The sequence below is a fragment of the Streptomyces sp. NPDC003027 genome, assembly GCF_053591435.1.
Genome location: NZ_JBSFTU010000038.1, coordinates 15,020 through 29,225, shown reverse-complemented (window position 1 = coordinate 29,225; position 14,206 = coordinate 15,020). Strand labels below are relative to the sequence as shown.

At 65.4% G+C, this 14,206-nt stretch carries 37 protein-coding genes; all 37 read left to right on the top strand.

The window, feature by feature from the left end; translation table 11 throughout:
* Window positions 1–165 precede the first annotated feature (165 nt).
* The 37 genes from ACWDX6_RS24120 to ACWDX6_RS23940 all read left to right on the top strand — a co-directional run bounded on the left by ACWDX6_RS24120 (window position 166) and on the right by ACWDX6_RS23940 (window position 14,197).
* Complete coding sequence (locus tag ACWDX6_RS24120) at window positions 166–969, top strand: hypothetical protein (protein ID WP_451486970.1); 804 nt, start codon at window positions 166–168, stop codon at window positions 967–969.
* On the top strand, window positions 966–1,409 hold the full coding sequence (locus tag ACWDX6_RS24115; protein WP_451486969.1) for a hypothetical protein: 444 nt from the start codon (window positions 966–968) through the stop codon (window positions 1,407–1,409). Before ACWDX6_RS24120 ends, ACWDX6_RS24115 begins: the two co-directional genes overlap by 4 nt.
* The gene (locus ACWDX6_RS24110; protein WP_451486968.1) at window positions 1,406–1,684 is read left to right on the top strand and encodes a hypothetical protein; all 279 of its coding nucleotides are present in this window, start codon (window positions 1,406–1,408) and stop codon (window positions 1,682–1,684) included. The genes ACWDX6_RS24115 and ACWDX6_RS24110 overlap by 4 nt, the downstream gene beginning before the upstream one ends.
* A 64-nt stretch (window positions 1,685–1,748) precedes the next feature.
* Entirely contained in the window at window positions 1,749–2,411 is a 663-nt protein-coding gene (locus ACWDX6_RS24105; RefSeq protein ID WP_451486967.1) for an RNA ligase family protein, read from the top strand.
* Window positions 2,408–2,605 (top strand): hypothetical protein, encoded by a 198-nt coding sequence (locus ACWDX6_RS24100; protein WP_451486966.1) that lies wholly within the window; start codon window positions 2,408–2,410, stop codon window positions 2,603–2,605. The genes ACWDX6_RS24105 and ACWDX6_RS24100 overlap by 4 nt, the downstream gene beginning before the upstream one ends.
* Before the next feature lie 89 nt (window positions 2,606–2,694).
* Window positions 2,695–3,033: a hypothetical protein gene (locus tag ACWDX6_RS24095; protein WP_451486965.1), complete on the top strand. Its 339-nt coding sequence runs from the start codon at window positions 2,695–2,697 to the stop codon at window positions 3,031–3,033.
* A 90-nt stretch (window positions 3,034–3,123) separates the two neighbouring features.
* A complete protein-coding gene (locus tag ACWDX6_RS24090; protein WP_451486964.1) occupies window positions 3,124–3,459 on the top strand; it encodes a hypothetical protein in 336 nt (111 codons plus the stop codon).
* A complete protein-coding gene (locus ACWDX6_RS24085; RefSeq protein ID WP_451486963.1) occupies window positions 3,456–3,692 on the top strand; it encodes a hypothetical protein in 237 nt (78 codons plus the stop codon). The genes ACWDX6_RS24090 and ACWDX6_RS24085 overlap by 4 nt, the downstream gene beginning before the upstream one ends.
* Window positions 3,689–3,940 carry a hypothetical protein gene (locus ACWDX6_RS24080; protein WP_451486962.1) on the top strand — a complete coding sequence of 84 codons (252 nt, stop codon included), beginning with the start codon at window positions 3,689–3,691 and terminating at the stop codon, window positions 3,938–3,940. Before ACWDX6_RS24085 ends, ACWDX6_RS24080 begins: the two co-directional genes overlap by 4 nt.
* Window positions 3,937–4,257: a hypothetical protein gene (locus tag ACWDX6_RS24075; RefSeq protein ID WP_451486961.1), complete on the top strand. Its 321-nt coding sequence runs from the start codon at window positions 3,937–3,939 to the stop codon at window positions 4,255–4,257. Before ACWDX6_RS24080 ends, ACWDX6_RS24075 begins: the two co-directional genes overlap by 4 nt.
* A complete protein-coding gene (locus ACWDX6_RS24070; protein WP_451486960.1) occupies window positions 4,254–4,478 on the top strand; it encodes a hypothetical protein in 225 nt (74 codons plus the stop codon). The genes ACWDX6_RS24075 and ACWDX6_RS24070 overlap by 4 nt, the downstream gene beginning before the upstream one ends.
* Window positions 4,478–4,909, top strand: coding sequence for a hypothetical protein (locus ACWDX6_RS24065; RefSeq protein ID WP_451486959.1), 432 nt, complete (start codon window positions 4,478–4,480; stop codon window positions 4,907–4,909). The genes ACWDX6_RS24070 and ACWDX6_RS24065 overlap by 1 nt, the downstream gene beginning before the upstream one ends.
* 187 nt (window positions 4,910–5,096) lie before the next feature.
* Entirely contained in the window at window positions 5,097–5,279 is a 183-nt protein-coding gene (locus ACWDX6_RS24060) for a hypothetical protein (protein ID WP_451486958.1), read from the top strand.
* Window positions 5,279–5,620, top strand: coding sequence for a hypothetical protein (locus ACWDX6_RS24055; protein ID WP_451486957.1), 342 nt, complete (start codon window positions 5,279–5,281; stop codon window positions 5,618–5,620). The genes ACWDX6_RS24060 and ACWDX6_RS24055 overlap by 1 nt, the downstream gene beginning before the upstream one ends.
* Window positions 5,620–5,781, top strand: a complete 162-nt coding sequence (locus ACWDX6_RS24050) for a hypothetical protein (RefSeq protein ID WP_451486956.1) — start codon at window positions 5,620–5,622, stop codon at window positions 5,779–5,781. Before ACWDX6_RS24055 ends, ACWDX6_RS24050 begins: the two co-directional genes overlap by 1 nt.
* Complete coding sequence (locus tag ACWDX6_RS24045) at window positions 5,778–5,972, top strand: hypothetical protein (RefSeq protein WP_451486955.1); 195 nt, start codon at window positions 5,778–5,780, stop codon at window positions 5,970–5,972. Before ACWDX6_RS24050 ends, ACWDX6_RS24045 begins: the two co-directional genes overlap by 4 nt.
* Complete coding sequence (locus tag ACWDX6_RS24040) at window positions 5,969–6,277, top strand: hypothetical protein (protein ID WP_451486954.1); 309 nt, start codon at window positions 5,969–5,971, stop codon at window positions 6,275–6,277. The genes ACWDX6_RS24045 and ACWDX6_RS24040 overlap by 4 nt, the downstream gene beginning before the upstream one ends.
* Window positions 6,274–6,702: a hypothetical protein gene (locus ACWDX6_RS24035; protein WP_451486953.1), complete on the top strand. Its 429-nt coding sequence runs from the start codon at window positions 6,274–6,276 to the stop codon at window positions 6,700–6,702. Before ACWDX6_RS24040 ends, ACWDX6_RS24035 begins: the two co-directional genes overlap by 4 nt.
* A complete protein-coding gene (locus ACWDX6_RS24030) occupies window positions 6,699–7,241 on the top strand; it encodes a hypothetical protein (RefSeq protein ID WP_451486952.1) in 543 nt (180 codons plus the stop codon). Before ACWDX6_RS24035 ends, ACWDX6_RS24030 begins: the two co-directional genes overlap by 4 nt.
* 10 nt (window positions 7,242–7,251) lie before the next feature.
* Window positions 7,252–7,764 (top strand): hypothetical protein, encoded by a 513-nt coding sequence (locus tag ACWDX6_RS24025; RefSeq protein ID WP_451486951.1) that lies wholly within the window; start codon window positions 7,252–7,254, stop codon window positions 7,762–7,764.
* A gap of 95 nt (window positions 7,765–7,859) precedes the next feature.
* Window positions 7,860–8,570 (top strand): recombination directionality factor, encoded by a 711-nt coding sequence (locus tag ACWDX6_RS24020; RefSeq protein ID WP_451486950.1) that lies wholly within the window; start codon window positions 7,860–7,862, stop codon window positions 8,568–8,570.
* Between the two features lie 93 nt (window positions 8,571–8,663).
* Window positions 8,664–8,924, top strand: coding sequence for a hypothetical protein (locus ACWDX6_RS24015; protein ID WP_451486949.1), 261 nt, complete (start codon window positions 8,664–8,666; stop codon window positions 8,922–8,924).
* A gap of 4 nt (window positions 8,925–8,928) precedes the next feature.
* The gene (locus ACWDX6_RS24010; RefSeq protein WP_451486948.1) at window positions 8,929–9,432 is read left to right on the top strand and encodes a DNA cytosine methyltransferase; all 504 of its coding nucleotides are present in this window, start codon (window positions 8,929–8,931) and stop codon (window positions 9,430–9,432) included.
* A gap of 130 nt (window positions 9,433–9,562) precedes the next feature.
* A complete protein-coding gene (locus tag ACWDX6_RS24005; RefSeq protein WP_451486947.1) occupies window positions 9,563–9,982 on the top strand; it encodes a DNA (cytosine-5-)-methyltransferase in 420 nt (139 codons plus the stop codon).
* Between the two features lies 1 nt (window position 9,983).
* Entirely contained in the window at window positions 9,984–10,256 is a 273-nt protein-coding gene (locus ACWDX6_RS24000) for a hypothetical protein (protein WP_451486946.1), read from the top strand.
* Window positions 10,253–10,969: a phiSA1p31-related protein gene (locus tag ACWDX6_RS23995; protein WP_451486945.1), complete on the top strand. Its 717-nt coding sequence runs from the start codon at window positions 10,253–10,255 to the stop codon at window positions 10,967–10,969. The genes ACWDX6_RS24000 and ACWDX6_RS23995 overlap by 4 nt, the downstream gene beginning before the upstream one ends.
* A 78-nt stretch (window positions 10,970–11,047) precedes the next feature.
* Entirely contained in the window at window positions 11,048–11,428 is a 381-nt protein-coding gene (locus ACWDX6_RS23990) for a phiSA1p31-related protein (RefSeq protein ID WP_451486944.1), read from the top strand.
* Complete coding sequence (locus ACWDX6_RS23985; RefSeq protein ID WP_451486943.1) at window positions 11,425–11,631, top strand: hypothetical protein; 207 nt, start codon at window positions 11,425–11,427, stop codon at window positions 11,629–11,631. Before ACWDX6_RS23990 ends, ACWDX6_RS23985 begins: the two co-directional genes overlap by 4 nt.
* Window positions 11,628–11,828, top strand: a complete 201-nt coding sequence (locus tag ACWDX6_RS23980) for a hypothetical protein (protein WP_451486942.1) — start codon at window positions 11,628–11,630, stop codon at window positions 11,826–11,828. The genes ACWDX6_RS23985 and ACWDX6_RS23980 overlap by 4 nt, the downstream gene beginning before the upstream one ends.
* Window positions 11,821–12,036: a hypothetical protein gene (locus ACWDX6_RS23975; RefSeq protein WP_451486941.1), complete on the top strand. Its 216-nt coding sequence runs from the start codon at window positions 11,821–11,823 to the stop codon at window positions 12,034–12,036. Before ACWDX6_RS23980 ends, ACWDX6_RS23975 begins: the two co-directional genes overlap by 8 nt.
* Window positions 12,036–12,311: a hypothetical protein gene (locus ACWDX6_RS23970; protein WP_451486940.1), complete on the top strand. Its 276-nt coding sequence runs from the start codon at window positions 12,036–12,038 to the stop codon at window positions 12,309–12,311. The genes ACWDX6_RS23975 and ACWDX6_RS23970 overlap by 1 nt, the downstream gene beginning before the upstream one ends.
* Window positions 12,311–12,607: a hypothetical protein gene (locus ACWDX6_RS23965; protein ID WP_451486939.1), complete on the top strand. Its 297-nt coding sequence runs from the start codon at window positions 12,311–12,313 to the stop codon at window positions 12,605–12,607. The genes ACWDX6_RS23970 and ACWDX6_RS23965 overlap by 1 nt, the downstream gene beginning before the upstream one ends.
* Window positions 12,604–12,996 (top strand): hypothetical protein, encoded by a 393-nt coding sequence (locus tag ACWDX6_RS23960; RefSeq protein WP_451486938.1) that lies wholly within the window; start codon window positions 12,604–12,606, stop codon window positions 12,994–12,996. Before ACWDX6_RS23965 ends, ACWDX6_RS23960 begins: the two co-directional genes overlap by 4 nt.
* Window positions 12,993–13,406 carry a hypothetical protein gene (locus tag ACWDX6_RS23955; protein WP_451486937.1) on the top strand — a complete coding sequence of 138 codons (414 nt, stop codon included), beginning with the start codon at window positions 12,993–12,995 and terminating at the stop codon, window positions 13,404–13,406. The genes ACWDX6_RS23960 and ACWDX6_RS23955 overlap by 4 nt, the downstream gene beginning before the upstream one ends.
* Window positions 13,399–13,806, top strand: a complete 408-nt coding sequence (locus ACWDX6_RS23950) for a hypothetical protein (protein WP_451486936.1) — start codon at window positions 13,399–13,401, stop codon at window positions 13,804–13,806. The genes ACWDX6_RS23955 and ACWDX6_RS23950 overlap by 8 nt, the downstream gene beginning before the upstream one ends.
* The gene (locus tag ACWDX6_RS23945; RefSeq protein WP_451486935.1) at window positions 13,803–13,997 is read left to right on the top strand and encodes a hypothetical protein; all 195 of its coding nucleotides are present in this window, start codon (window positions 13,803–13,805) and stop codon (window positions 13,995–13,997) included. The genes ACWDX6_RS23950 and ACWDX6_RS23945 overlap by 4 nt, the downstream gene beginning before the upstream one ends.
* A gap of 29 nt (window positions 13,998–14,026) precedes the next feature.
* A complete protein-coding gene (locus tag ACWDX6_RS23940; protein WP_451486934.1) occupies window positions 14,027–14,197 on the top strand; it encodes a hypothetical protein in 171 nt (56 codons plus the stop codon).
* Window positions 14,198–14,206: the final 9 nt, after the last annotated feature.

Below are 14,206 nucleotides of genomic sequence, written 5' to 3'. Positions count from 1 at the left end.
TGACATGTGTTAAGGGTTTTGGAAAAAGGGGGTTAGTTTGCAGTTTCGGCACCTGTAGGACGGACGAGGCTGCCGGAAAAAATCTTGGAAGTCCCGCGTAACAAACTCCCTCCAGCGCCCCATAACTAAGTCGTACACAGGAAGCGACGACGAGGCGGAGGCCACATGGCCGGAGTGAGTACGATCAAGCGCGGCGGGAGCCGCTTCTACATAGACCCGGACGACGCGCACATCAAGGTGCCGGGCGTGACGTCCGTGGGCGGCATGCTACCGAAGGATTTTTTGACGTTCTGGGCAGCGAAGGAAGCCGCAGAGGCGGCCGTCAACAACTGGGACATCGTCTCCGAGCTGTGCAAGCGGGACCCGAAGGGCGCCATCGACTACCTGAAGAGCGCGCATCGACGGAAGACGACGGCTGCGTCCGATCTGGGCTCGGCAGCGCATGACCTCTTCGAGCGCCTGGCCCGCGGAGAGCGGATCAATCCGAGGCACGTGCACAGCGACATCAAGCCGCATGTGCGCTGGTTCGAGGAGTTCCTCCAGGAGGTTCAGCCGCAGTTTCTTCACCTGGAGGAGACCGTTTGGAGCGACACCCACAGCTACGCCGGCAGCTTCGATGCCATCGCCGTCGTCGACGGTGAAACGGTTGTTATTGACTGGAAGACGTCGAAGGCCGTGTACGACTCGGTAGCGCTTCAGCTCAGTGCCTACCGCTACGCGGACCGCATCATCCTGGCGCAGACGGGCGAGTCTATCCCTGTACCTGAGATGGCCGGCGGCGCCGTTCTCCATGTCCGCCCGGAGGGCTGGGCGTTCCATCCGATCAAGTGCGACCGCGAGGTGTATGAGACATTCCTGCATCTTCGAGGCGTCTTCGACTGGGAGGCGGAGGGGAAGAAGCGCGTGGTCGGCAAGCCGATCGCGAGCGGCGGGGAGTTCCAGACGGGGACGCAGCGGAGGGCGGCGTGAGGTTCGAGATCAGGCACGAAGGCAACGGGACGGTTGATCTGGCGCTAGACGGAGTCACGCTCCTGGGTGCGTCCGGTGGCGGCTCGGAAGACGCGCTTGACTGCGTGATCGTCGGAATGACGCGTGCCGACTACGACTCCCTGGCGGCTGCGATGACCACGGAGCGGGCGCGGGAGCTGGAGCGTGAGTGCACCGAGGCCCGCGCACAGGCCACGCTCTGGAAGTCACTCGCCGAACGACAGGACAACACAGCGCCTATCCGTCGTGATCTGCGGATCGCGGAAGCGGAGCGCGACGAGTTGAAGCGACACGTCGAATACCTCCGCTATCAGGTGGAGGCGTTGTCTGGGAGTGCCGGGGACGGCGACGTCGACGAGTTGGAGGCAGTCATCATCAGCCAGGCGCGGGAGATCGCGCGACTGAAGGGGGAGAGCGCATGACCGAACCATTCAAGACTGCCACGGAGTACCGAGCCGCCCGCGCGAAGGAAGCCGAGAAGGCACAGCAGAGGCGCGCACTGATGGAAGCCGGCGGATGGGCAGTCATTTTCGTCGTGTTCTCGCCTCTGGAGGCGTGGCTTCTCATGCTCGTACTTGGCGCCATCCACGGTGTGTTCGCCCCTGTGGCGGCCGTCGGGTACGGGACGGCGCTCCTGTTCCTTCTCGGCGTCGACCTGGCTGGCTGGTGGGCTGGCCGCTTCCGCCGCAGCAAGTAACGCGAAGCACAGACGTGAGCGGGGCGTCTACGGGCGCCCCGCTTCGACGTACAGAGGAGAGAGCATGCACCACGAGTTCACGCCCTGGCCGAAGACCGCGCGCCTGTTCCGGGACATCGTCATCACGGAGAAGCTCGACGGTACGAACGCCGGGATCCACATCACGGCCGTGCCCGACGACGAGCCTGGCGTGATCACCGTATGGCCGGGGCACTGGACGTCGATGGTCGTCGACGGCATCCGTTACGTCGTCAGCGCACAGTCCCGGAAGCGCATCATCACCCCGGAAAGCGACAACTACGGCTTTGCCCGTTGGGTCTACGACAACGCTGAGGAGCTCGTCCGGATCCTGGGCGAGGGCCTCCACTTCGGCGAGTGGTGGGGGCAGGGGATTCAGCGGCGCTACGGGCTGGAGATGAAGAGGTTCAGCGTCTTCAACACGGAACGCTGGTTCAAGACGGGGGACGACGGGCTTGACTCAATGTCGACGCGTGCCGGCCTGTCGCCGCTCGCCGATCAGATCGGCGCCGTTCCGGTGCTGTACGAGGGCACGTTCAGTGAGTCGGCCATCGAGAACGCTCTCCTCCACCTGAAGGACTGCGGATCCGTCGCTGCCCCCGGCTTCATGAACCCCGAAGGCATCTGCGTCTATCACACGCAGACCCGCTCCGTCTTCAAGGTCACGCTCGACGCCAACGACGCAGGGAAGTGGGAGGCCGCAGCATGAAGTTCTTTACGTTCCTCTTCCTGATGACCGCGCTTGTTGCGGCCCTGTTCCTCGTAGCTGGCTGTGTGGGGGATGAGGCGGCGCAGCCGACGGGTGTCGAGATCGATATCGACGCTCCGAAGGCGAAGCCGAAGAAGCCGTCTACGCCGAAGGCCCCTGCGTTCAAGGCTCCGACGAAGGTGGGCAAGCGATGACCGACGATCCGCAGCGCTCTCCCGACTGGTGCTGGACGCACGGCTGCCACCGTTCCGCCTGTCCGCAGCCGCACTGAGGAGGAGAACTCATGAGCACCATCGACGTAAATGAGCTCGTCAATTCATGGCTGATCAGCCAATGGCTAGAGCGGAGCCAGTGGGAGTGGTGGGCGGAGCGCAGCGACAACACTTCCTTTGACGTGGAGGTGCACGGCCCTGCGTCGCTGCTGTCTGTGGAGACTGCGGACGCCGGGTGGGAGTGCGGTTGCTGGTCGAGCTGGACTCGTGACGATGACTTCGTCATGGAGGCCAAGATCAGGACGGCGGCCGGTGTGGTGACCTTTAAGTACGGCTCTTGGGCCGACTTCCCCAGCTTCATCGAGGAGCTGGATATCTACCGCCAGTCTTCGTGCCCCTACGACCGCTAATCGATTAGCGGACCTCCAGCCATAAACGCACTACCTAGCCCCCGGTTGCTTCGGCGCCGGGGGCTTTCGGCGTAGGAGAGAGGAGAGCTCATGGCGAAGCCGAAGGGTCCCGCGCTGGCGGACGTTGTCGACGCGCTGAAGGAGCACGGCTGGAGGCAGACCGCCCGCGGGGTGTTCGCGCCTGCTGTCGACGTCATCCGTCGCACACCCGGCAACATCCCCGCCGCGTGGTGGGCCGCGCCGACGTACAGCGACTACCGGATTCTCAAGATCAGCGCTACGTCCGCGGCTCGCGCTTCCTACTGGACGTCCCTCGGCCCTCCGTGGGCCGGCGCGCGGGAGGCGAAGGTCAGCGCCGCGGAAGCAATCGAGTTCATCGAGGAGACAGCCCGCCTGGCGGCGGAGAACGAGGAGACAGAAGCATGAAGCGCTCGCACAGCACCATCCACACGGCCGACGGCTCCAGCGTCACCATCCGCCGGCGCGGCATCGAGTACGACCTTGAGACGAAGAACGCCCGCGGGGAGACGATCTCCACCGTCGTCATGAACCAAGACGACCTGGACGCGCTCTTCGACGAGATGGCTGAGTACGCCGAGAGTGACGCTTTCGACGAGGCGTACCAGGACGGCTACCGCGACGGGCAGGAGGCGGCGTGAACGCGCGAGACGACCTGGCTGTCTACATCGCCGGCCTGAACTACTCCATCTGTAATGAGCGCTGCGGCCAGTGCACTTGCGCCGAGAGCGACGCGGAGGAGGCGATCGAGCTTATCGACGCGCTTCTTCGGGAGCACGCTCACGAGCTGGCGGAGCGGATCCGAGCCGCCGACTTCGGTGACCCGTACTACGTCGGCACGGGCCAGGGACAGGCGGCCGACCTCATTGACCCGGAGGTGACGAAGTGAACGCCCGTGGCGCACTCATTACAACGCTTGCGAGCCTGATGTCCGCCAATCGGCAGGGCCGCCCTGAAACCCACTGGGCGGAGGCGGAGCGGCTCGTCGAAGAGGCCATCCGCGAAGCGACGATCCGGATCATCCCGGACCGGCAGCACATCGTCGACATCTACCAGCGAGACATGGCGGGACTACGCACGTGGCTGACGCGCCCCGACGCAACGCACCGGGTCAACGACCGCGTGTGCTTCGAGGCTGTCGGGCACGGAGGTATCTGGGTGCGAACCAATCCGTACCGCTACAAGGCTCCGGAGGTTGCCGCATGAGCGCGTGGGCACAGCTCGTCAATGCCAACGGATCTGACGAGCATCTGGAGCTTTGCAGCGCCGCTCTCGTAGAGATTCAGACGGAGCATGCACGACGTTTGGCACAGAAGATCCGCAGTCACCCGGAGTGCGAGCTCGGCGGCTACGGGGACGGCATCCTCGACGCCTCTTTCATGATCGATCCGGACGTTGAGTACGACCCCGACGACGAGGAGGACTAATGGGCCACCACATCAGCCGCTCCTGGGACGGCGGGGGACACCTCGAAGCCTCCTGCCCGTGCCCACTGGCGCCGTGCGGCATGGTCGACCGTGACGCTGTGGACCCCGCGTGCATGCAGCATCCGCCGGAGCGCTGCAAGACGATGCGGTCCGGTCACGCGCCGGCCGACTGCCCCGGCTACGGCGCCGGCGTGGTGCGCGCCATTGGCAAGACGGAGGCGGCGTGGCTGACGGTCTTCGACGTGGCTCGCTCCGAAGACAACGACGACGGCGATCTCTACGACGCGCTCAACGAGTACCGCGCGGCCGTGGAGCACGAAGCCGCGGAGAGGATCCGCGATTGGGAGCGCGGAGCACGGACGCTTATGCCGCTGGAGCGCGGCGCCGCGAGGGGCTCCGCCAACCTGATCGACCCGGAGGTGACGACATGAGGGTCCGGGCACTTCACATGGGCGGGCTACTGCCTCCGCGCGCGGGTGTTGGCGCCTCCGTGTTGCGGAGCGGCGCAGACATCGCTGACGAGGGACGGCTCCTGGACTGGTTGCTCCGCGCGCTCAGCCGTTGGGAGCCAGGCGAAGAGATCACGCTGACGTACGAGCTCGACCGGGGGGAGGAGTGATGGCCACCATCGACCCTGGAGCCCTTTCAGAGGGTGCGGAGGTGAACGAGCACCTTCTCACTCGGTCCGACCTCTTTCGCGCAGCACACGCGCTCGTGAGGGGCCTGGAGTGGGGCGAGAAGTTCAGCGTCTACGACGTTCTGCAAGTGGCGAGGTTCCTGGAGCTGGAGGACGAGGACTGATGGAGAAGCACTACCGCGACGCCGACGGCGTGGTCTGGGAGCGCGTTGGCCGGGACACCTACCGCTGTGTACGTGGGCGGGACGCTGTGCACGCCGGCGACACAAAGCCTTCGTGGGAGTTCGACTACTACGACCGACTGACTGAGGTGAACCCCTACTGCGACCTCGTCACGTCGAAGGCAATCCGCGCCGAACTGGCCATCGTCCTGACGGAGCTCGCGGACGAGGTGTACACGCCCTACGAGCACTCCGGTGTGGCTGAGGACATCCGGTCGGAGCTGCGGTCCGTCCTGGAGCGGAAGTCGAGTCAGTTGCGCGAGGCGCTGGAGATGGAGGACTGATGGCCAAGATTAAGACCCCGAGCACCGTCACCGTGGAGTTCACCCGCGCGGAGCTGGAGCTCGTCCGCCGCGCGCTGGGGCTCGTACGGGACTTCGGCGAGCTCAACGACTGGGACGCGGCCGACGAGCTGCGCGTAGACCTGACGGAGGTGCAGCCGTGACGCTCGGAATCCTGGCAGTCGTTACCTACCTGGCTGTGGGCGTCGCCTACGCGCGGTGGGGGCCGACCGACTTCGACGAGTACGAGGCGCCAAACGCGCTGGCGTGCGTGACGGTACTCATGGGTCCGTTTGTGGCGCCGTTCTACATCCTTGGTCAGCTCGTCCGATTCGTTAGGAGGGCTGGCGAATGAGCATGGCTGAGCTTGTCGCAGCCGGCGCCCCGGAGCTGCCGGACGGAATGTTCTACAGGGTGCGCCCGTCGTACATCACCGAAGGGCTCTTCGTCAGTGTCCGACGGCGTAACAGATTCGTCGGTTCGGAAGAGCTGGGGCGCACCGTTGTCTATCCGTCGGGCTTCCCCAGTGGATTGGACGCGATCGTCGCGGCGTGTATTCGCGCTGTGGAGCTCTGGCGACAGGAAGAGGCGGCACGCCCGATTCGCAAGAGCGCTCATGACTACACCGGAGACCACGACCCGAAGGGCGTCCGACGTTGACCACCTTCGGCACCTACCTGGCGTCATACCGCGAGGACGATCGCACGCACCTCCTGTGTGTCGGTCTGTGCCGGCGCCGGAAGCCTCGCGAGGAGTTCCGCGAGACGCCGTGGCACGGACGAGCGGCGTCTTGTAAACGCTGCGAGACGTTTCCCGGTCCGACTGGTCGGTCGCTGTGGCACGTCGAATATGACGAGCGACGAGAGTGGGAGCTCGTCCAAGCGCGGGAGAAGCTGCGGATGTACCAGCGGTATGCCCAACGGCTCCGGCTGGAGCGCATCTTCCGTTCGACGGTCACGTCCGAGGAAGCGTTCAGCGCCGCCATGGCGCCGCACGGCGCCCGACGAGAGCAGTACCGAAGGATGTGGGGTCGGATCCTCTCGCAGGCGCTCCACGAGACACACACGGACGAGGAGAGCTCATGACCGAGCCACTCCCGGGCGACTTCGCCCTGACCAAAATCGGCGGCATCACAGGCGAGTTCGTCGCCGCCGGTCAGGCGCTCGTGGGCGACGCTGCGCCGGTGCAACATGCGTTCGTGTACGTCGGAGGCGGCTACATCGTTCAGGCCATGCCCGGCGGGGCGGAGATGATTCCGCTGGAAGACGCGAGCGACCCCGTTGCGTGGTCGACGGGGAAGATCCCGCTGACCATCGACGAGCGGCAGTCGGTAATGGAGGCAGCGACAGACCTCGTCGGCACTCCGTACAGCTTTCTGGACTACGCCTCCATTGCGCTCGCTCACTACCGGATCCGTCCGCGGTGGGTGCGGGACTTCGTGGCGGACACGGGGCACATGATCTGTTCCCAGCTCGTCGACGAGGTCTACCTCCGCGCGGGCGTGCACCTCTTCGACGACGGCCGGCTTCCGGGCGACGTCACACCGGGGGATCTATGGAAGCTGCTGCACCAAAAGCGTGTGTCATCGACGGACCGGGACCTGTGGAGGCTGGCGAATGAGTGATCGATGTGGCGTGGTCTATGACAGCTCCGACGAGTACAACCGGGACGAGCGCATCGAGACGTACTACCAGGGCTGGAGCGCGCGAGACCTGGCGGAACGCCTCGTCGAGTTGGAGGACGAGCTAGGGGAGGAGAAGGACGGTCTCTGTACCGGCATGCACGCCGATGTGGCGGAGGCCCAGGCGGAAGTCGAGCGGCTGACGTCGCTGGTCGGCTACTGGGAGCATCGTGCGGAGGAAGCGCAGGCAGACAGCACCTACTTCGAGGAGTGGGCCACGTTCAACGGGCACCGACTGAACGCCACGACGGCGCAGCGCGACCGTTACCGCTCCGCCTGGCTCTCCGCTCGCCGGCGTGCCGCGGACGAAGCGAACCTCGGCATGGAGGCGCTGGACTACCTGCGTCAGGCGCATGCCCGTGAGCTCCAGGAGATCCGCCAATCGATTAGCGGACCTCGCCTTCAGGAGACGGGCCCTGACGGCGAGGGCGGGACCGTGTGGCGCCTGTCTCACGAGACGAGCTGAAAGTCCCGCGTAACAAACTCCCTCCAGCGCCCCATAACTAAGGCAGCACAGGACGACGCGATCGTCCGACACACAAACGAGAGGCACTCACGCACATGGCGAACAACATCTCGCGCATCTGGGACACCGACCCTGACAGCAAGCCGCGGGAGCGGAAGTTCTCGGAGGACTTCGTAGGCCGCTTCCGGTCCGGCCGGCTCGTCGGGAAGCAGCCGGAGAGCCTCAACGCCTGGCGCGTCACCACGGGTGATCCCGTGGTGGCCGAGGAGATCACCCGCCTGATGGGCGGTGAGGCTGAGGAGTGGGACACCGACAAGGAAGACAACCTTGAGGTGCTCACCGACGCCCCGGCGGTGGAGATCATCATCGAGTCGTCCGACAAGATCGATGCCTCCATGAAGCTCTTCGGTATGTCGGGCCTCGTCCACCACTGCGACGGCGTCGAATTCCTCTCCCCTGAGGAGGACAAGGGAGAGCGGTGCGGCTGCCCTGCGCTCCTCCAGGAGCGGAAGGACAAGGCGAAGGCCGGTCGCGGCCCGAAGCCCAGCATCGACGTCGTGTTCAAGCTGGCGGAGGCGCCGGAGCTCGGCCTCTTCCGCTTCAACAGTGGCTCGTGGGAGCTCGTGAAGGTGCTCCACACGGTCCTGGAGGACGTCGACCAGTACGACGGTCCGGTCCGCGCAACACTGGCGATCGAGAACGTCTCGTACACCACGAAGGCCGGCCGCGACGTCTCGTACAACAAGCCGGTCATAAAGGTTCTCGGAGCCTACGAGGCGGCGCAGCCGCTCGCCGACGCTGCCTGACCCACGTAGTGCACGCGCCCGCTCCTCCCGAATTGCGGTCGGGAGGGGCGGGCGTCACTTACGAGTCTACGCACACAGACGAGGAGAGAGCACATGGCGCTGTTCCTGGTGTCCCGTATGGACCGCACCAACTACGACGAGTACGACGCGATTGTTGTCCGCGCGGGCGACGAAGCGACGGCCCTGAAGATCGCGACGAACGGTGAAGAGGACCGCTACGGCGACGAGCCTGATGAATTCTTTTGGGAGCCGGACTTCCGGGGCTTCGAGCGGGACGGCTCAAACCTGACGGTTGAGCGGGTGGCCGACAGCGGCACGGACCGTGTCGTCCTCAAGTCTTTCAACGCGGGGTGACTCCATGCCGATTCTGGAGCTCTGCGCCGGATACGGCGGACTGGGACTTGCGGTTGAAGCCCTGACGGGCGACAAGGTCACCGTGGTGGCCGAAGTTCACGGAGCGGCGTGCACAGTCATGGCGCACCGATTCCCGGATGCCCCCAATATCGGCGACGTTCGGTACCAGACGTGGGGCGCGCTCCTGAAAGAGGGCATCGACACAATCACGGCGGGATTCCCCTGCCAGGACATCAGCAACGCAGGGAAGCGGGAGGGAATCAAGGGTGAGCGCTCCGGAATCTGGTTCAACATCGCCGACGCCATACGGGTTCTTCGACCGCGACACGTCTTCCTGGAGAACGTCGGAGCACTCCGAAATCGGGGACAAGGCGCAGTGCTCACATCGCTTCACGACATCGGGTATGACGCGCGGTGGACGACTCTACGAGCTTCCGACATCGGGGCTCCGCATCATCGCGACCGCTGGTTCTGCGTTGCCACACCTTCCGACACCGACGGTAGCTGACGCCTACCGCGGACCGGACTACGCGAAGCGTGAGCGCAAGGGGTCGGGCGGTGACGACCTCGTAACGGCCGTATGTCGCCTCTTCCCGCGGGAGAAGGCAGAGAAGCTCTTCAAGACACCGACGGCGAACTTGGCCAACAACGGATCGGCGCAGCACCCCGACAAGCGCAAGGCTGGCGGCCATGGGCCGACGCTGGAGGACGAGGTCTGCTTCCTTCTGAACGTCGACCCGGACGACGAGCTTCCCGACGACGGTCCGCACTCGCCGGCCGAGTGGTGGGGCGAGTTCGCTCCGGCCGTCTATCGATGGGAATGCATCCGCGGAACGGCCGCACCAGTGCCGATCGTCCGCGGCCCGCGAGGTGGGCTGAAGCTCGCGCCGAAGTTTGCGGAATGGCTGATGGGGCTGGAGCCCGGCTGGGTCACCGACGTGCCGGGGCTGACGCACAAAGAGCAGTTGGGCCGCATCGGTAACGGCGTGGTCCCACAACAGGCGTACCACGCATTCAAGTGGCTCATGGACCACGAAGCATTCACGGAGGAGAGCTGAGATGGCTAAGTCCCGACTGTCCGATTTCACGGGCGCGGAGATCCGCCCCGGCGCACTGATCGCCTACCCGACGCGTCAGGGGAACGTTGTCCGTAACTCGGAGGCCGTCGTCCTGGAGACGCTGAGCGACAAGAGCACCGGGCGCGTCGTCCCGATGCTGAAGGTCCGGCCGACGGGGCGGGACAGCGGTTTTATTGCACGCAAGACATTGGCGGTTCAAAAGGTGTCCGCGGAGCACGTCGTCGTCATCGGCATGCAGGAGGAGAGCAAGTGACGGAGTTCAAGGTAGGCGACCGGGTGCGGGTCCTCAGCGGGGGCGACGGCGTCATCACCTACGGCCCGGTGAACAGCACTTTCGACACGTACAAGCTCTATGTAGTGAAGCAGGATGGCGACGAGGACCGGGCGTACAAGGTTAGCGACCTGGCGCCGAAGTTCGCCGTCGGCGACCGGGTGGCCTATGAGTACGGCGGAGGCGGGAAGCTCGTCGCCGGCCCGTTCAAGTCGGAGTACCACGACGAGCCCATCTGGGTCGTGGAGCAGCCCAACGGCACGCACATGACGCCGACGGAGAACAGTCTCCGCAAGGTGGAAATGCGCGAAATCAAGGTCGGCGACCGGGTACGAATCGTGCGTGCGACCTACGCGAGCAGAACCCACGGCAAGCTGGGGCGAGTCACCCACGTCGGTCTTGACTGGCGTGCTGAAGACGATGACTGCCACCCCTTCCGCGTGGAGCTGGACGACAGTGACAGCGTTTACGTCGCGGAGGTCGAGCTCGTCGACGAGCCGGCCGCGGACACCTACGAGTATGACGGCGTGGTGTACGACCTGAACGCGACGTACACCGACCGCGACAACGAACCGTGGACGTTCAGGCGGTTTGGGTCGTCCGTGCGCGGAGGCTGCAACGGACACCAGCCGTCATCTTTGACCGACACCCTGGAGAGTGCCGTCAGAGAGTACGGCCCGTTGACGAAGGTCTGACGTAACACCCTCCGCCCCCGGCGCCCACGTGGCCCGGGGGCTGAGTGCGTAGAAGCCAGGCCCGATGGAGGAGACCCCATGGCAACCGCAGAGTACGAGACCACGACGCGCACGGTGGCGGAGACGCTCGTCGTCCTGAAGCTCACGGAGGACGAGGCGGACGAGCTGCGGGAGGTCGTCGAAGAGGCCGACGGTACGCGGACGATGGTCAGCATCATGCGGGCGCTCCAGCGTCCGGCGACGCCGAAGGCCGACACCTACGACTACGGCGGCATCACCTATGACCTGACGGCGTCCTACACCGACCGCGACGGCGATAGCTGGGCGTTCTCGCCGTCGCACCTGGACGAGGACGAAGTTCCCCGCGGCAGATTCCGGAACCGCGCGGACTTCGAGACCCACTACAACCTGAAGCGTGTAATCGACGCGTTCGGCCCCCTGACGAAGGTCACACAGTGAGCGCCGACCGACGCGAGGGACTCCCCGGTCGCCGGCTCGTCGTCAGCTCCGTGCCCGGTCGCAAAGGCAAGTGGCTGTGCACCATGAACGGTCCCGTCTTCCACACTCTGGCGAAGTTCCGGGATCAGGACGCCGTGGACGAGTTCTTCAAGTGGGTGGCCGAGAACGAGGGCCGGACCCTGACCCGCGGGGAGGACGAGTGACCACCCTCGTCATCGACGACGCGATGTCCCCGGCACTGGGCGACGTCCGCGCAGCCGGTCCAGGAGACGACATTTACATCCGCCCCGCCGCGACGTCACGGAAGGACTTCCCGAAGCTCTGGGAGGCAGCCGGCGTGGCGCTGGCGCGGGGCGCAGGCGTGTACGTGATGAGGAGAGAGGAGATCGCAAGTGTCTAACCCTGCAACGCTGGTCGACAGCGACGGCGACGTGTGGACGTGGAATGCCTATGACGAGTCCTATTCGTCACCGGGCCTGGCGGATCGTACCCGAGCCGAGATTGAGCGTGAGTTTGGTCCGGTGACCGCTTCGGATACCTCCGACGTCCGCCTCCTCCTGGCCGAAGCCCTGGAGGACGTCGCTCGGAAGCTGCGGGAGGGTTCCTGATGGCACGACACATGGGCGACGCCGCGGAGACCTTCCGCGCAGTCCTGGAGTTCGAGCAACCCCGGCGCAACCCTGAGCACCACTGGCGAGACAACCCGGACGTTCCTGAATTCCTGGACGAGTGGGTCATGGCGCGACGGTTCCGCGGGCCCTACACCACTGAGGGTGCCGCGCGTGGTCAGTTCGCCCGGCAGCGCCGTGAATCGCTCTGGGGGACACACCGCAGCGTCCGACAGTACGTCGAACGGGCAACGACAGTGTGGGAGGAGATCTGATGACGGACCGCACCATGTCCGATCGATGCGCCCCCTACCGCGCGAAGCTCAATCCCGCGCCGTACGCCACGATCATCCCCGCCCGTACGCCTGAGGTTAAGTATCACGCCGGCCTGGGACGGGCGAAGTCCGCCGTCTCGTACTCCGGCGGGTACTGGGATTCCGACCTAGGACGGCACGTCAACGGCGCCCGGGGCGGAGAGATTTACGAGCGTACGGCCGACGGCTGGCAGCTCTTGTTCCGCGTCGAGCGCGGGACGCCGCTGGAGGATCTTCCTTGGAGGGTAGAGGGGTGAAAGACTCGTTCGGAGTCGAGATCGACGAGGGGGACTACGTACTGTCCGCGGCCTCGTCAACCAGCTTCTTCAAGCTGGGCGTTGTCTACCTCGCACCGTCGGGCCGCGCGATGATGGAGGTCACCCGCTCCAACTGGGACCGCGCGCAACGACGCAGCGAAGTCGGTTCAAACGTCCTCGTCCTCCGGAAGGCGGACGGCACCGTTCCCGCTCACGTGGGCGTCACGCCGCCCACCGTGGCGGATGTGGAGGAGGCCCTCCGGGACTTCATGGCGCACCACGACTACGACCACCACAAGGCGCTGGAGCACGACGAGGAGACAGGGGAGAGCCACTACCCGCAGATTGCGGAGGCTTTCCACCGGAGCCTGATGGGCGGTGCCGAGTGATCACAGTCGAAGACGGCGAGGAGTACGAGATTTCCCCGGAAGTGTGGGACATCTACTCCCGCTACCGCGACAAGGCGTACCGAGAGGCGTACATCGTTGCGGAGATGGAGGCGGCCGTCCGGCGCCGGGTAGAGCGCGAGTACGACGAACGGGCCAGGCAGGTGCGCACCAACGTCGGGTCGCAGGTCCGCCCGGGTGGCGGGTGGGTGCCCGTCGGGCACGGCTTGGAGGCAAGGGCTGATCTTTCGGATTCGGTCGGTACCTACTGGCTCCGCAGCGTTCCGGGTGACGTCCTTCAGATCGGCGGCACGGCACATGAGGTCGTGGAGACGAGCCTCGAAGACGTCGACGAGGACTACTACGGATACAAGGTGTGGGTATCACGGCCGGCAGGGGAGGACGATGAGTAACCCCTCGAAGGCCAAGGGCACCGCGTGGGAGTCCGCCATCGTCGCCTTCCTCCGCGAGCACCACAACCCCGGCGCCCGGCGCAACGTTCAGATGGGCGCGAAAGATATAGGGGATATCGACGGCTACTACCTCCATGCCTTGGAGGCGAAGGCGGAGAAGTCGATCACTCTCTCCGACTACATCGCGCAGGCGAACCGGGAGGCGATTCACGCCGGCATGCCGTTCGGGTGCGCCGTGGTGAAGCGTCGGATGAAGGGTGTTGCGGACGGCTACGTCGTGCGGGACCTGGCGACGGACGTGCGGCTCGTGAACCGGCTGAAGATCATGGAGGAAGCGCTCCAAGACGAATCCTTCGACCGCTGGTCCGACATCGACCAAGAGCTTCGGGAGGCAGCGTGAGCACGTTCGACGCGTGGAAGGTGGCGCGCGCCGTCGGTCGTCTGGAGGTCAACGCCGGGTCGCTTCAGCGGGGCGGGGCTGACGTATCCGTCTCCGACGCCGACATGGTGAGCGTCTGGGAGCAGTTGGGCGATCTCGTGGAGAGTCTCGCTCCAGGAGAGGCCGTGGTCGTCATCCGGGAGGCAGCGTGAAGCGGGCAGTCATTGAGTTCACAGGTCAGTTGACCGTCTACCCCGACGGCGACGAGTACGACGGCGAGGCGATGTCCATGGACGACGCGCGCGGCTGGGTCTGGCACGCGCTCGCTCGCGGGGATAAGCACGCGTCGGGCTACTCCTCATGGGGCGGCCCGGTCGCCATCGCATACGAGGAGCACGACGAGAACGAGTAGCGCTAGCCA

Excerpts from the sequence above, each read along its gene's own strand:
- ACWDX6_RS24120 (WP_451486970.1), top strand. The coding sequence starts at position 166 with ATGGCCGGAGTGAGTACGATCAAGCGCGGCGGGAGCCGCTTCTACATA.
- ACWDX6_RS24040 (WP_451486954.1), top strand. The coding sequence starts at position 5,969 with ATGAGCATGGCTGAGCTTGTCGCAGCCGGCGCCCCGGAGCTGCCGGAC.
- ACWDX6_RS24070 (WP_451486960.1), top strand. The coding sequence starts at position 4,254 with ATGAGCGCGTGGGCACAGCTCGTCAATGCCAACGGATCTGACGAGCAT.
- ACWDX6_RS24015 (WP_451486949.1), top strand. The coding sequence starts at position 8,664 with ATGGCGCTGTTCCTGGTGTCCCGTATGGACCGCACCAACTACGACGAG.
- ACWDX6_RS23950 (WP_451486936.1), top strand. The coding sequence starts at position 13,399 with ATGAGTAACCCCTCGAAGGCCAAGGGCACCGCGTGGGAGTCCGCCATC.
- ACWDX6_RS24030 (WP_451486952.1), top strand. The coding sequence starts at position 6,699 with ATGACCGAGCCACTCCCGGGCGACTTCGCCCTGACCAAAATCGGCGGC.
- ACWDX6_RS24010 (WP_451486948.1), top strand. The coding sequence starts at position 8,929 with ATGCCGATTCTGGAGCTCTGCGCCGGATACGGCGGACTGGGACTTGCG.
- ACWDX6_RS24095 (WP_451486965.1), top strand. The coding sequence starts at position 2,695 with ATGAGCACCATCGACGTAAATGAGCTCGTCAATTCATGGCTGATCAGC.
- ACWDX6_RS24100 (WP_451486966.1), top strand. The coding sequence starts at position 2,408 with ATGAAGTTCTTTACGTTCCTCTTCCTGATGACCGCGCTTGTTGCGGCC.
- ACWDX6_RS24020 (WP_451486950.1), top strand. The coding sequence starts at position 7,860 with ATGGCGAACAACATCTCGCGCATCTGGGACACCGACCCTGACAGCAAG.
- ACWDX6_RS24060 (WP_451486958.1), top strand. The coding sequence starts at position 5,097 with ATGGCCACCATCGACCCTGGAGCCCTTTCAGAGGGTGCGGAGGTGAAC.
- ACWDX6_RS24090 (WP_451486964.1), top strand. The coding sequence starts at position 3,124 with ATGGCGAAGCCGAAGGGTCCCGCGCTGGCGGACGTTGTCGACGCGCTG.
- ACWDX6_RS24110 (WP_451486968.1), top strand. The coding sequence starts at position 1,406 with ATGACCGAACCATTCAAGACTGCCACGGAGTACCGAGCCGCCCGCGCG.
- ACWDX6_RS23965 (WP_451486939.1), top strand. The coding sequence starts at position 12,311 with ATGACGGACCGCACCATGTCCGATCGATGCGCCCCCTACCGCGCGAAG.
- ACWDX6_RS24085 (WP_451486963.1), top strand. The coding sequence starts at position 3,456 with ATGAAGCGCTCGCACAGCACCATCCACACGGCCGACGGCTCCAGCGTC.
- ACWDX6_RS24050 (WP_451486956.1), top strand. The coding sequence starts at position 5,620 with ATGGCCAAGATTAAGACCCCGAGCACCGTCACCGTGGAGTTCACCCGC.
- ACWDX6_RS23990 (WP_451486944.1), top strand. The coding sequence starts at position 11,048 with ATGGCAACCGCAGAGTACGAGACCACGACGCGCACGGTGGCGGAGACG.
- ACWDX6_RS23970 (WP_451486940.1), top strand. The coding sequence starts at position 12,036 with ATGGCACGACACATGGGCGACGCCGCGGAGACCTTCCGCGCAGTCCTG.
- ACWDX6_RS24055 (WP_451486957.1), top strand. The coding sequence starts at position 5,279 with ATGGAGAAGCACTACCGCGACGCCGACGGCGTGGTCTGGGAGCGCGTT.
- ACWDX6_RS24000 (WP_451486946.1), top strand. The coding sequence starts at position 9,984 with ATGGCTAAGTCCCGACTGTCCGATTTCACGGGCGCGGAGATCCGCCCC.
- ACWDX6_RS24065 (WP_451486959.1), top strand. The coding sequence starts at position 4,478 with ATGGGCCACCACATCAGCCGCTCCTGGGACGGCGGGGGACACCTCGAA.
- ACWDX6_RS24105 (WP_451486967.1), top strand. The coding sequence starts at position 1,749 with ATGCACCACGAGTTCACGCCCTGGCCGAAGACCGCGCGCCTGTTCCGG.